Below are 14,002 nucleotides of genomic sequence, written 5' to 3'. Positions count from 1 at the left end.
TTTTTTCTGTAGATTTTGAATTCGGTTTCAAAATTACAGGAATTTTACCTTAAAAATGGGGTGGTTAAGAATAAATTCCGCCATTAATATTGATCACTTCACCAGTAATGTAAGAAGCTTTTTGTGAAGTAAGAAAAGAAACGACATGTGCTATTTCCTGGGGAGTTCCAAAACGATTTACCGGTATTAATTTTTTAAGGGAAGCCACATCCAGTTCTGAAGTCATATCACTTTCGATAAACCCTGGTGCCACTGCATTGACAGTTACATTCCGTTTTGCCACTTCATGCGCAAGAGATTTTGTTGCAGCGATAAGCGCTCCTTTTGCAGCCGCGTAATTGGTTTGTCCTGGAGTTCCTTTTAATCCAGAAAGAGAAACGATATTGATGATTCTTCCGAAGCGATTTAAAAGCATAGGTTGCAACAAGGGCTGAGTAACGTTATAAAATCCGTTGAGGGACGTATCGATAACAGTTTTCCAATCTTCAGGTTTCATCCACATAAATAACCCATCTTTGGTTATTCCTGCATTATTTACAATCACTTCTATGATTGCTTCTGGCGTGCTTTTTTGCCAAGTTGCCAACGCATTTGAAGTATCTGAAGCATTGGCCACATTAAATTGGAGTAGTTCTCCCGAACCATCATTTTTTTCAATTAAGCGTAATGTTTCTTGAGCTGCTTCTTGATTACTCTGATAGTTAATTAACACATGATAGCCATGATCCAAAGCAAGTTGTACACAAATGGCACGGCCAATCCCTCTTGAACCTCCGGTGACTAATGCGTATTTCATTTTTTTATTTTTGAGGTCAGTAAATATTCTTTTACTTTTTTAAGATACGGGTATAGTACTTCATCCTCCTTTAATGGTGGAACGATGGCTCTACTATCGTCATATAATTTTTTGGTTTTTGAAGATACCTTATCCTGTACTTTAAGATACTCAATCGCCTGTATGATGGTCATTAGCTCAATAGCCACTACTTCATAAGCATTTTCGATCACCTTTTTTGTAATAAGTGCCGCATTGGCACCCATACTCACAATATCTTGATTGTCGTTATTATTTGGAATACTATGGACATACATCGGGTTTGATAGCATCTGATTTTCGGCTGTCGTTGAGGTTGCTGTAAATTGTGTTCCCTGCATTCCAAAATTAAGACCTAAGGTGCCAAGGTTGACAAAGGGAGGCAGTATATCATTGAGTTTGCTATTTAATAGATAATTAAGTTGCCTTTCGGCTAGCATACTTACTTTTGTCGTCACTATTTTAAGCTTATCCATTTCTAAGGACACATAATCTCCGTGAAAGTTTCCGCCGTGATATACCTGCTTTGTGGCAACATCTATAATTGGATTGTCATTGGCAGAGTTGACTTCTTCAAAAAGAATTCGCTCTACATTGTTTAAGGTATCCAGCACTGGCCCCAGAATTTGTGGTACACAGCGAATAGAATAATATTCTTGTACTTTTTCTTCAAAAACAGCCCCTTCCTTGATACCATTATATAAATGATGTTCCCTTTTTCTAGTTAGCTTGCTATCAGCCAGGTGCTTTCTCATACGAGAGGCAATTTCTCTTTGTCCTATATGTTTTTTAGATTGATTGAGTTCATAAGAAAGGTGATCATCATATGCTTCAACGATTTCGTTAATAGCAGAAGAGCATTGTACCATCCAGTCTAGTAGACGTCTGGCATGAATAGCATTTAATATTCCGATGCCACTCATAACCGAAGTTCCATTCATCAACGCTAGACCTTCACGTAGCTCTATTGAAATGGGTTCTAATTTTTCAGCTTCAAAAACTGTCTGAGTTGCTGTAATCTTCCCTTTGTAATACACCTCTCCTTCTCCAATAAGCACCAAAGCGAGATGTGCCAACTGTACTAGATCACCACTTGCTCCCACACCTCCGTGCTCATAAATTACGGGGATGATATTTAAGTTTAACAACGAAGTCATTAAATGAATCACACTAGGATGTACGGCGCTTTTTCCTAGCAATAAGGTATTTAAGCGTGCCAGCATTGCTGCTCTCACGTAGGTCGGGTCAATTGGACTTCCGCTTCCGGCAGCGTGACTTCGAATTAAATTATATTGAAGCTGAATACGCTGCGAATCATTTACTTTATATTGTGCCATGGGTCCGAAGCCCGTATTAACACCATAAATAATTTTATTCTGTGAGAAAACTTTCAGAAAATCAAAACTTTCTTGAACTGTTTCCAGTACCGATTCGTCTATAGAAACTTGAGCAGCACCATATACAATGTTATAAAAATCTTCTACTCGTAACTCTCCTTTTAATATAATCATAGATGCGATTGCAAATATTTTAAGTATTATCTATCATAACTCAACCTAAAGTAGTTATTTTGATGTACAAAGAAACAACAAATAAAAAACTCTCACCACAAAAAATGACTCCTACCCAAGTAGATGTATTAGTTATAGGTGCTGGACCTTCTGGCAGTGTTGCTGCTGCATATTTACACAATCAAAATATAAAAGTCAAGGTCGTGGAAAAAAACATCTTCCCTAGATTTGTGATTGGAGAAAGTCTGTTGCCTCGATGCATGGAGCATTTTGAAGAGACCGGATTACTCGATTGTTTAAAACAGCAGGATTTTGAAATTAAGAGAGGAGCTCGTTTTCTAAGAAATGGAAATGCTTATAGCTTTGATTTTGCTGAAAAATCTACGGAAGGCTGGAACTGGACCTGGCAGGTCCCACGTGCAGATTTTGACAAAACACTTACAGACGAGCTTGAGAAAAAAGGGGTTGATATTGAGTTTAACACTGAAGTTATTGAAGTTACATTTAATGAGGACGGAAGCTCTTGCACAACTGTAAAAACTCCAGAAGGCACTACGGAAACTATCTTGGCAAAATTTATTATCGATTCCAGTGGGTTTGGACGTGTACTTCCTAGACTGCTTGATCTGGATGCACCTGCTCAAATACCGAAGCATGCTTCCATTTTCACCCATGTGGTAGATTCAAAACGACCTGCGGGAGAAGAAGGCACTCTTATTACCTTTGATGTAGTTAAAGACGAATCATGGTTGTGGGTCATTCCGTTTTCAAATGGAATAACCAGTCTGGGATATGTAGGACCAACAGAAGACCTGGAAGCATTTAAGGGAACCCCTTCTGAAAGACTACAACAGATGCTTGCACTTTCATCTCATTATCATGACAGGTTCATTGATTGTGAGTTTATTTTTGAACCCATTATTATAAAGAATATCTCTAAAGCTGTTACGCAGCTCTATGGAAAGGGGTTTGCTCTTACAGGAAATAGTGCCGAGTTTTTGGATCCAGTGTTTTCTTCGGGAGTAACCTTTGCTACCGAGAGCGGCTTGCTTGCAGCGAAATTAGCCACACGACAGTTAAGAGGAGAAAGGATAAACTGGCAAATAGAATATGCAGACTATATTAAAAATGGCGTTGATGTTTTTGCTACCTATGTAAGGGAGTGGTATACGGGGAACTTTCAGAAGATATTTTTTAGAGAGCAGGACAACGTTCAGATAAAAAAACAGATCACATCGGTCTTGGCTGGATATGTATGGGACACTTCAAATCCATTTGTAAAAAAACACCACCGTATTATTAAGACATTGGCAAAAGTAGTGGATATTGAGAGTGATCCACATACTTCATAAAAAAAGTGCTACCTCTGCAGCACTTGATTTGGCTAATTCAATTATTAAACGTTAATAATTAAATATACTTGTTTACCTGTTTTGTCATTGGCACAATGGCAATACAAAACGTGTTTTAAATCATACGTGGCCCTCCCTAAAATTTAAAAGTTACATATTATAGTTATCCAAGATTCATTTTACAAAAATTATTCCACGACTAACTGAGAAATAACTGTTTCCGATTAAAATAGAATAGTTTTCAACTAATTTTCAATTCAGAAAAGTTGTTTTGTATCTTTATATATAAAGAATACCTATATATAAGGAATATGTCAAAAAAATTACGAGAAATAATACACGCCAAGCAAACCAACCCAGATAGGTTTTATACAAATGCTTCTCATGAGGTCATAGAACGTGATACGAAGGGGTCAGAAATGGCAACTGGTATTTATCAAAATGAAGCTGGTACTTATTTTACGAAAAAGGCATGGAAAAAAGAACAAACTAGATTAGAGAAATTACGCTTACAAAAGGAAAAAGCTGCAAAGAAGGCTAGAGTAAAAACCATACCTTTAGCTGAAATAAAAAATGAAGACGGTGTTGCCACTACCAACACTAAGAAAAAGGGAATTTATCTTCTTGGTGCGGTGATGCTATTAGTAGGAATTATCATCACTGGTTTTTTTCTCTATTCTGAAAACAAAGAACCTATAGAAATAGAACCCACAGTTAAAGTTGAATTAGAAGAAGAGCCAACTATTTTTGGGAATGCTGTTGTAACTGGAGATGATGTAAGGATGCGAGCAGGACCTACTCTTCAGGATTCCATCATAACATATTTCCCAACTGCAGGAGAGCGAGTTTTAATACTTCAAAAAGCTACAGACTCTATTTTGTGGGTAAAAGTACAACGTAAAGATGCTACGGTTGGGTGGGTTTATAGCAAGTATGTTGAAGATTCAGCCAACTAATTATAGCGAATAGGTGTGCGTAAAATCTTCAGCAAAAATAAATATCAAGTTATAACAGTCTTAATTCCAGCAATTATAGATGTTAGCCTAATTATTCTTGTAGATTAACTAAATTATTTTATATCTTTAAACCCTTAACTAAAAACAAACTTTTAAGTCGATAGCAATGAAAAAATTATTTTCTATTATGGCAATTGCCGCAATGGTGTTTGCAGGAACATTAACCAGCAACGCCGCAGTAACAACTTCTAGTTCAAATTCACTAGTAACTGCAACAACAGTAACACTAATTCAAGATGAGGACGCTGTTCCGGCAGAAGAAACTTTAGGTTTTCATCAAACATTAAAAAAGTATTTTATTGAAGGTACTCCTTTATTTATGGGTATCGTACTTTTATGTTTAATTCTTGGTTTGGCAATCGCTATTGAAAGAATTATCTACTTAAACCTTTCTACCACAAATACTCAGAAGTTAGCTGAAAATGTAGAAGATGCTCTAAACAGCGGAGGTATTGAAGCTGCAAAAGAGGTTTGTAGAAACACAAAAGGTCCTGTAGCCTCTATTTATTACCAAGGTTTAGACCGAGCAGATGAAAGCATTGAAGCTGCAGAGAAATCGGTAGTAGCCTATGGTGGAGTTCAAATGGGACAATTAGAAAAAAATGTTTCATGGGTATCATTATTTATCGCTCTGGCTCCAATGCTTGGTTTCATGGGTACGGTAATTGGTATGATCCTTGCTTTTGACAGAATTGAAGCTGCTGGAGATATGAACCCATCACTTGTTGCGGGAGGTATTAAAGTAGCACTTTTAACAACTGTATTTGGTCTTATCGTAGCAATTATTCTTCAGATTTTTTACAATTACATTATTGCAAAAATTGACAGTATCGTAAACAGTATGGAAGATGCTTCTATTACCTTAATAGATATGCTCGTAGATTACAAGAACAGAAAATAATATTAAGACCTATATACAATGGCATTACATAAAATATTTAAAATTATAGCACTCATCTTTGGGATTGCAGGAGTTGCTTTCTTTGTTAACTTGTTAATAAAAGGAAATGATACTGTAGTAAATACTGGAGCTGGTGTTGATGGATACATTTATGTTACTTATGCAATCTTAGCGTTAATAACACTTATCGTGATTTTTTACGTACTCAAAGGGATTTTTGCAGGGAACATAAAAAAGACCTTATTTACCTTAGCAGGTTTTGCACTCATTATAATAATAGCATATGTGCTTGCAGACGGTGTTGAAACACCTCTTAAAGATGGAGGAACTCTATCGGCTAGTGGTTCAAAATGGGTAGGAACAGGATTATATACTTTTTATATTATGGCATTGCTTGCCATCGCAGCAATGGTATGGACAGGAGTAACAAAATTAATTAACAGATAACATGGCAAGAAGATCAGCACCTGAAGTAAATGCAGGATCTATGGCAGATATTGCCTTCTTACTACTTATTTTCTTCCTTGTAACAACTACAATCGAGAAAGATAAGGGTATCGCAAGGCAGCTTCCACCCAATGAAGATGTAGTGGATCCACCGATATTGAAAGAGAAAAACGTTTTTATTGTTAACGTAAACAAAAGTGATCAATTGTTAGTTGAAGAAGAGCTTATGGAGCTTAAGGATCTTCGACAAGCCGCAATCGATTTTTTAGATAATGGAGGTATTGCTGCACAATGTACTTACTGTCAAGGAAGGCGTGATCCAGAATCATCAGACAATCCAGATAAAGCTGTAATTTCTGTTCAGAACGACCGATTAACTTCTTATAAAATGTACATCGCTGTTCAAAATGAATTAGTAGCAGCCTACAATTTTTTAAGAAATAGAGAGTCACAACGTTTATACGGATGGAAATTCACAGAAATTAAACAACAGATTGATGAAGGGAAAATTTCCGACTCTCAAGTAGATAATTACACTGAAAAACTTGAGAACATTCAGAAACTATTCCCTCTTAAGCTGTCTGAAGCGGAACCAAAAAAATCTGGACAATAAAAATTTAAAATATGTCAAAGTTTAATAAGAAAAAAGGTGGGGAATTACCTCCCGTAAATACAGCGTCATTACCAGATATTGTATTTATGCTTTTATTCTTCTTTATGGTAGTTACTGTATTGAGAGACAATAATCTCTTGGTAAAGAATCAACTCCCTAAAGCAGATCAAGTTGAGAAATTACAGAAAGACAGAGCCGTTTATATCTATGCTGGTAAGCCTAGTGCTCGTTATACAGACAAGTATGGTACAGAAGGTAAAATTCAGATAGGTGATAAATACACCGATGTAAATAGCTTGAAATTTGCTTTAACAGAGGCGCGTGCAAAATTACGTCCAGAGCTTCAAGACAGAGTAATGGTAGCTTTAAAAGTTGATGAAGAAACCAATACAGGACTTGTAACCGATATTAAGCAAGAACTAAGAGATCTTAATATGTTGAAACTTATATATATTACATCTCCAGGTACAGAACTGGATCAATAAAACATCCTTATACATTTTTAAAACGCCTTGAAATTTTCAGGGCGTTTTTTCGTTTTTATACCTCTTAATAAAATGTATCTTTAGCATATGATAAAAGCCACTGCTATTTTATTTTATTTACTATTACTTTCTCCCATTATCAATTGCATTGGGCAGGAACCTAGCGGTCCTTTTTCAAAAGAAATCGATTCACTATATCGTGAAGATCAATTTTATTTCGGAATTAATTATAACATCCTATCAGATAAACCTGTTGGAGTGGAAATTCAAGGGCTTTCTGGAGGTCTTCAGTTGGGATACCTTAGAGATATGCCTATTAATAAAAGAAGAAACATAGCCATTGCTATAGGTGCAGGGGTATCTTTTGATACGTACGGACAAAATCTTTTTATTGGTGAAGAAGATTCAGAAGAAACTATCTTTACAGTACTCAACAGCAGCGAGGTCAATTATGATCGAAATAGAATCTCTGTTTATAGCATTGACGCTCCCATAGAATTTAGATGGCGCAGTTCTACAGCATCTACGTATAAGTTTTGGCGGGTGTATGCCGGAATGAAAATAGGATATGTATACCACTATAAAACTACTTTTAAACAACCAGGAAATGAAGTTTTCCAAACAGATATCCCTGAATTCGAACCGCTTCGATTAGGCGCAACATTAAGCTTTGGCTATAATACATTCAATCTTTTCGCACATTATAGCATTAATCCATTCTTTAAAAACGCACTCACTACAGATGGTCAAGATGTAAGTCTAAAAACTATAAAGCTTGGGCTTATGTTTTATATCTTATAACCAGAAGTTTACCATTAGCAGCTGAGGAATAACTCCAATAAAAAATCCTACAATAAGTTCGGGCATAGTATGAGAAGTTGTATGCAACCTTGAGGTTGCGACCCATCCGTTCCCGATTAGGAATAAGGCAATCCAGAGCAATAAGTTAATTTCAAAATGGATACTCAACGCAATAAGAAACATGGTTACACCAGCAATTCCCATTTGATGAAGGCTCGCTTTGATCTTAAAAAATGCTAAAACTAATGCTGTACTAGTAGAAAATAGAATTCCTATAAAAAAATAATACATTTCAGGACTGTCAAAAACATTAAATACAATTTTGACAATTAATACCAGTAACACAATTTGTATAATGAGTGGCATGATACGTTCCTTAACCTTGCTTAAATGAATGGAGTCGATCACACCTAAGTTTTTCAGCAAAAAGAATAAAATAAGTGGAATTAGCACTGTAAGGATGAGCACTGCTAAAACTTTTGCCTGAATAAATGGTAATTCTACAAATCTAGGGGTACTATAATAATATATAATAACGCCAATCAAAGGCATTAATAATGGGTGCAGGATATAAGCGCCTACTCTTAATAAAAAATTCATCAGATTTCTTTTCGAAGTCTGGCAACTGGTAAATCTAATTGCTCCCGGTATTTGGCAACTGTCCTTCGTGCTATTGGATATCCTTTTTCCTTTAAGATTTTTGCCAGTTTATCATCTGTATAAGGCTTTCGTTTATCCTCTTCAGAAATTGTGATTTCAAGTATTTTCTTGATCTCTCTAGTCGATACTTCTTCCCCTTGATCATTTGTCATTGACTCACTAAAAAACTCTTTAATAAGTTTTGTACCATATGGAGTATCTACATATTTACTATTCGCTACACGTGAAACTGTAGAAACGTCCATATCAATTTCATCTGCAATGTCCTTTAGAATCATAGGACGTAACTTTCGTTCGTCACCTGTTAAAAAAAACTCCTTCTGATAATGCATTATAGAATTCATGGTTACAAAAAGAGTTTGTTGTCGTTGCTTAATTGCATCAATAAACCACTTAGCAGCATCCAATTTTTGCTTTATAAACATTACCGCATCTTTTTGAGATTTGGTTTTATTTTTTGAGTCCTTATACCCTTTTAACATATTGGTATATTCTCTAGAAACATGCATTTCTGGTGCATTTCTACCATTGAGCGTCAAATCCAATTCTCCATCAACAATCTTAATCGTAAAATCGGGCACAACATGTTCAACCATTCTGGTATTACCAGCAATAGCTCCTCCTGGCTTTGGGTTCAAATGTTCTATTTCAGAAATAGCACCTCTAAGTTGATCCTCAGTAATATCAAATTTTTGAAGTAGTTTCTTGTAATGTTTTTTTGAAAAATGATCAAAACTTTCTTCAATGATTTTGGTGGCCAATGCAACAGACGCAGTAGGTTCTTTTCTGTATAACTGTAATAACAAACATTCTTCAAGATTTCGGGCCCCGACGCCAGCTGGATCTAAATCCTGAACAATATCAAGAACCTTTTCTATTTTTTCTTCGGAAGTATATACATTTTGAGTGAAGGCAAGATCATCTACAATATCCTGAATATCTCTACGTATGTAGCCGCTTTCATCAACACTTCCAACTAGAAATTTTGCGATTTCCTCTTCTTCCTCAGTAAACCTATAGGTATTGAGTTGTTGTAACAAATGTTGATTAAATGAGGTGCCTGAAGCATACGGTGTTTGCTTGTCTTCATCATCTGCACTATAATTATTGGCAGAAAGCTTGTAGCTTGGAGTTTCATCGTCACTTAAATAGTCATCTACGTTGATTTCTGTTTCAATGGTTTCAGTTCCATCATCATAGTCTTCTCCATAATCCTCTTCAAAATCTTCATCAAATTTCTCCTCCTCTTCTTTTCCACCTTCTAAAGCCGGATTCTCATTCATTTCCTGTGAAATACGTTGTTCAAAAGCCTGTGTAGGCAACTGAATCAACTTCATCAACTGGATTTGTTGAGGAGAAAGTTTTTGTGATAATTTAAAATTTAACTGTTGTTTTAGCATACGTATCTAAGTTACTATAAAATTAAAAAAAACCAGCTATATCTCGCAGATTTGTAGCTGGTTTTAATATAATGTTGTGAATTTATACCTTAGAAAGCGGCATTTCCTGGCGTACGCGGATAAGGGATCACATCTCTTATATTTCCCATACCTGTAACGAATTGAACCAAACGCTCAAATCCTAGTCCAAACCCACTATGCACACAAGTACCAAATTTACGCAAATCAAGATACCAGTATAGCTCTTCTTCGCTAATGTCCATCGCCTTCATTTTCTCTTTTAAAACGTCATACCGTTCCTCACGCTGACTTCCACCTACAATCTCACCAATTCCTGGAAAAAGTACATCCATGGCTCGTACGGTCTTTCCATCGTCGTTTAACCGCATATAAAATGCTTTGATGGTTGCTGGGTAATCAAAAAGAATTACAGGACATTTAAAATGCTTTTCTACCAAATAGCGTTCATGCTCACTTTGAAGATCTGCACCCCACTCCTCGATAATATATTTGAATTTCTTTTTCTGATTAGGCTTCGATCGTTTCAAAATATCAATGGCTTCTGTATAACTTACACGCTTAAAATTATTGTCTACAATAAAACTTAATTTATCACGTAAGGTCATCTCGCTGCGTTCTGCCTGTGGCTTACTTTTTTCTTCATCCAAAAGTCTGTTTTCAAGAAATTCCAAATCATCTTGACAATTATCTAGTGCATACTTTACCACATATTTGATAAAATCTTCAGCCAGATCCATGTTACCATGCAAGTCGCAAAAAGCGATCTCAGGTTCAATCATCCAGAATTCGGCCAAATGTCTTGAAGTGTTAGAATTTTCGGCTCTAAACGTAGGGCCAAAAGTATAAACTTTTCCTAATCCCATCGCATATGTTTCAGCTTCAAGCTGTCCACTTACGGTAAGATTTGTCTCTTTTTCAAAGAAATCTTCAGAAAAATCTACCTTACCATCCTCTGTTTTTTTTGTGTTCTTAAGATCCATCGCCGTGACCTTAAACATTTCGCCAGCACCTTCGGCATCACTTCCCGTAATGATAGGAGCATTCATGTAGTAGAACCCATTATTTTGGAAATATTGATGCACTGCAAACGCTAATTTTGAACGCAACCGCATTACCGCTCCAAAAGTATTGGTTCGCACCCTTAAATGCGCCTGTTCTCTTAATTTTTCAAGTGTATGACGCTTTGGAGACAAAATGGTAAGCTTTACCTCCTCTGGGTCTGCAGTACCCAACACACGTACGCTAGAAGCCTGTATTTCTACAGATTGACCTTGCCCCTGGCTTTCAACCAATTGTCCAGTTACTTCAATAGCGGCTCCCGTAGTGATTTGCTTTAAAACTTCTTCATCAAAAGTTGAAAAGTCTATTACACATTGTAGATTATGAATCGTAGAACCATCATTTACGGCAATAAAGCGATTGCTTCTAAAAGAACGTACCCACCCTTTTACAGTAACTTCATGTAACGAAGGTTCCATTTTTAAAATCTGACTAATAGCTGTGTGTTTCATAGTATTTTAATAAGGCTGCAAAGATATTTGTTTAATTCTGAAACCGAAATTTTTCAATTCTAATTTTCTGAAGCATTTTCAGCTTCTTCGTCTTCAGAATCTGGAAAAATCTTTAAGGCAGGCTTCTTAAATGTTCTCTTGTTAGCGATACTTTTTTCTAATGAAAGTAATAAAGCTGGCAGGAGTAATAAATTGGCAAGCATTGCAAATACCAGTGTTACTGAAACTAACGCTCCTAAGGCCACTGTTCCGCCAAAACTGGAAATGGTAAATACTGAAAAACCGAAGAACAAGACAATGGAGGTATAAAACATACTCACACCGGTTTCCCGGAGCGCTGCATACACAGATTTTTTGATCTTCCAGTTATTGGCAATAAGCTCTTGTCGGTATTTGGCAAGAAAGTGTATGGTATCATCGACCGAAATTCCAAAAGCAATACTAAACACCAATATAGTGGAAGGTTTTATAGGAATGCCCAAAAAGCCCATTAATCCAGCTGTGATAAGTAACGGAAGTAAATTGGGTAAGAGCGATACCAATATCATTCTAAAGCTTCGGAACATCCACGCCATAAACAAAGCGATCAATAATATGGCGAGAGATAATGAAATGACCAGATTTGTCACTAGATATTTTGTCCCTTTCTGAAAAACCAATGCTTTTCCTGTTACAGAAACCTCATATCGTTCCGCAGGAAATACTTTAGCAATTTTTGCTTTTATATCTTCTTCTATTCTGTCAAATCGATCTGTTTCGGTATCCTTCATGAATGTAGTAATACGAGCATATTGGCCTGTACTATCCACATAACTACTCAAAAGGTTAGTATCGCCAGCACTACTTTTTGCATACGATAGTATAAAGCTTTGTTCCTGGCTATTTGGCAATTGATAGTACTCTGGATTTCCATTATAATAGGCTTGTTTAGAGTATTTAATTAAGTTCACAGCAGAAATAGGTTTCGCCAGTTCTGGTATTTCCTCCAGATATTCCTGCAATTCATCCATACGTTTTAAGGTGGCAAGCTTCATTACTCCCCGTTCTCGTTTAGTATCAATTAATATCTCAAGTGGCATAATACCTTCATATTCCTTTTCAAAAAATCTAATATCTTTAAAAAACTGAGTGCTTTTGGGCATATCTTCAATAAGACTTCCTGAGATTTTAATATTATAAATGCCAATAATCCCTGTAGCAAGTAAAGTAACCGAAGCAATATAAATAGCAACACTGTGATGCTTCACCATACGCTCCATCCAGTCTACAAAACTGTTGATCCATGTTTTGTTAAGATGCTTTAAATGCTTGTATTTAGGAATGTTCATATAACTATATACAATAGGAATGATGAACAAACTCAATAAGAAAATCGCAATGATACAAATGGAAGCAACAATACCAAATTCTTTTAATAATTTGCTATTGGTTAAAATAAAAGTAGCAAAGCCCGAAGCTGTAGTCACATTGGTCATCAAGGTTGCATTCCCTACTTTGGCAATGACGCGTTGTAAAGACTTCGCCTGATTTCCATGTTGTTTAATTTCCTGTTGGTATTTATTAATGAGAAAAATACAATTGGGAATACCTATTACAATAATGAGCGGCGGAATTAAAGCTGTAAGCACCGTAATCTCATAATGTAACAAACCTAAAATTCCAAATGCCCACATTACCCCTATGATTACTGTAATCATGGAAATTAATGTGGCTCTGAATGACCTAAAAAAGAAAAAAAATATTAATGAAGTGACCAGTAAAGCTGCTGCAATAAACATCCCGATTTCGTCGATGATGTTTTGAGCGTTCAAAGTACGAATATAAGGCATCCCAGACGTGTGTACCGTTAATCCCGTTTCATCTTTAAAAGTATCCAGTAGAGGAATAAGTTCCTTGACGATAAAATCTTTTCTTCCTGCTGTATTGACAATCTCTTTTTTGAGATACACAGCAGTTCTCACTGAGGTTTTACCTGGACTATATATTAAACCCTCGTAAAATGGTAGTCTTTCAAAAAGTTCGTATTCTAATTGTTGTAAGTTTTCTTCGGAATATATTGTATCTAAAACCAAAGGTTCCATTGCAAAAGCAGTGGTGTCCTTTCGTTTTACCAATTTCTGAAGATTCCCTACAGAAAGCGTAAGATCTACTGCATCTTTAGAGTTGATGTCATGTGCAAGTTGATTCCAAGCTTTGAACGTTTCAGGTTTAAACAAAGTAGAATCCTTAATTCCTATCACGATAAGATTTCCCTCTTCACCAAACTTTGACAAAAAAGTATCATATTCTACATTGACAGGATGATCGTCTGGAAGGAGATTTGCTTCAGTATACGTAAAACGCATGTTTTTCCACTGCAAGGCCAGAAGTACGGTAATCACAGCAATAAATATGAGGATCAACGTCCTATTCCGAAGAATAAATCGGGCAACTGCGCTCCAAAAACCGATGCTGAATAGTTTATTCAAAA

General features: G+C 36.1%; 13 protein-coding genes. 7 read left to right on the top strand and 6 right to left on the bottom strand.

The window, feature by feature from the left end; all coding sequences use genetic code 11:
- Positions 1-64: 64 nt before the first annotated feature.
- Both flxB and flxA read right to left on the bottom strand, forming a co-directional pair.
- On the bottom strand, positions 65-796 hold the full coding sequence (gene flxB, locus ACFQO1_RS09485) for a flexirubin biosynthesis SDR family reductase FlxB (RefSeq protein WP_380217791.1): 732 nt from the start codon (positions 794-796) through the stop codon (positions 65-67).
- Entirely contained in the window at positions 793-2,325 is a 1,533-nt protein-coding gene (gene flxA, locus ACFQO1_RS09480; RefSeq protein WP_380217790.1) for a flexirubin biosynthesis tyrosine ammonia-lyase FlxA, read from the bottom strand. The genes flxB and flxA overlap by 4 nt, the downstream gene beginning before the upstream one ends.
- A gap of 104 nt (positions 2,326-2,429) precedes the next feature.
- Between flxA and ACFQO1_RS09475 the strand changes: the two genes are divergently transcribed.
- The 7 genes from ACFQO1_RS09475 (at position 2,430) to ACFQO1_RS09445 (ending at position 7,940) form a co-directional block, all read left to right on the top strand.
- The gene (locus tag ACFQO1_RS09475) at positions 2,430-3,677 is read left to right on the top strand and encodes an NAD(P)/FAD-dependent oxidoreductase (RefSeq protein WP_380217789.1); all 1,248 of its coding nucleotides are present in this window, start codon (positions 2,430-2,432) and stop codon (positions 3,675-3,677) included.
- Positions 3,678-3,988: 311 nt separating this feature from the next.
- On the top strand, positions 3,989-4,633 hold the full coding sequence (locus ACFQO1_RS09470) for an SH3 domain-containing protein (protein ID WP_380217788.1): 645 nt from the start codon (positions 3,989-3,991) through the stop codon (positions 4,631-4,633).
- Between the two features lie 166 nt (positions 4,634-4,799).
- Positions 4,800-5,594, top strand: a complete 795-nt coding sequence (locus ACFQO1_RS09465; protein WP_380217786.1) for a MotA/TolQ/ExbB proton channel family protein — start codon at positions 4,800-4,802, stop codon at positions 5,592-5,594.
- Between the two features lie 18 nt (positions 5,595-5,612).
- On the top strand, positions 5,613-6,041 hold the full coding sequence (locus tag ACFQO1_RS09460) for a hypothetical protein (RefSeq protein ID WP_380217784.1): 429 nt from the start codon (positions 5,613-5,615) through the stop codon (positions 6,039-6,041).
- Position 6,042: 1 nt separating this feature from the next.
- Positions 6,043-6,654, top strand: coding sequence for an ExbD/TolR family protein (locus ACFQO1_RS09455; RefSeq protein WP_380217783.1), 612 nt, complete (start codon positions 6,043-6,045; stop codon positions 6,652-6,654).
- Positions 6,655-6,665: 11 nt separating this feature from the next.
- Positions 6,666-7,139 (top strand): ExbD/TolR family protein, encoded by a 474-nt coding sequence (locus ACFQO1_RS09450; RefSeq protein ID WP_380217782.1) that lies wholly within the window; start codon positions 6,666-6,668, stop codon positions 7,137-7,139.
- 87 nt (positions 7,140-7,226) lie between these two features.
- Positions 7,227-7,940 (top strand): porin family protein, encoded by a 714-nt coding sequence (locus tag ACFQO1_RS09445; RefSeq protein ID WP_380217781.1) that lies wholly within the window; start codon positions 7,227-7,229, stop codon positions 7,938-7,940.
- Here ACFQO1_RS09445 and ACFQO1_RS09440 read toward each other — a convergent pair.
- From ACFQO1_RS09440 to ACFQO1_RS09425, 4 genes are all read right to left on the bottom strand, one after another.
- The gene (locus ACFQO1_RS09440; protein ID WP_380217780.1) at positions 7,935-8,540 is read right to left on the bottom strand and encodes a hypothetical protein; all 606 of its coding nucleotides are present in this window, start codon (positions 8,538-8,540) and stop codon (positions 7,935-7,937) included. The genes ACFQO1_RS09445 and ACFQO1_RS09440 overlap by 6 nt on opposite strands.
- Entirely contained in the window at positions 8,540-10,000 is a 1,461-nt protein-coding gene (gene rpoN / locus ACFQO1_RS09435) for an RNA polymerase factor sigma-54 (RefSeq protein WP_380217779.1), read from the bottom strand. The genes ACFQO1_RS09440 and rpoN overlap by 1 nt, the downstream gene beginning before the upstream one ends.
- Positions 10,001-10,089: 89 nt before the next feature.
- On the bottom strand, positions 10,090-11,532 hold the full coding sequence (gene asnS, locus ACFQO1_RS09430; protein ID WP_380217778.1) for an asparagine--tRNA ligase: 1,443 nt from the start codon (positions 11,530-11,532) through the stop codon (positions 10,090-10,092).
- Positions 11,533-11,591: 59 nt separating this feature from the next.
- Positions 11,592-14,000 carry an efflux RND transporter permease subunit gene (locus ACFQO1_RS09425; RefSeq protein WP_380217777.1) on the bottom strand — a complete coding sequence of 803 codons (2,409 nt, stop codon included), beginning with the start codon at positions 13,998-14,000 and terminating at the stop codon, positions 11,592-11,594.
- Positions 14,001-14,002: the final 2 nt, after the last annotated feature.

The organism is Jejudonia soesokkakensis (genome assembly GCF_042664795.1).
In the GTDB taxonomy this organism is placed as follows: Bacteria; Bacteroidota; Bacteroidia; order Flavobacteriales; family Flavobacteriaceae; genus Jejudonia; species Jejudonia soesokkakensis.
Note: the sequence above shows the minus strand (reverse complement) of the source record. Positions and strands in the feature narration are given on the sequence as shown.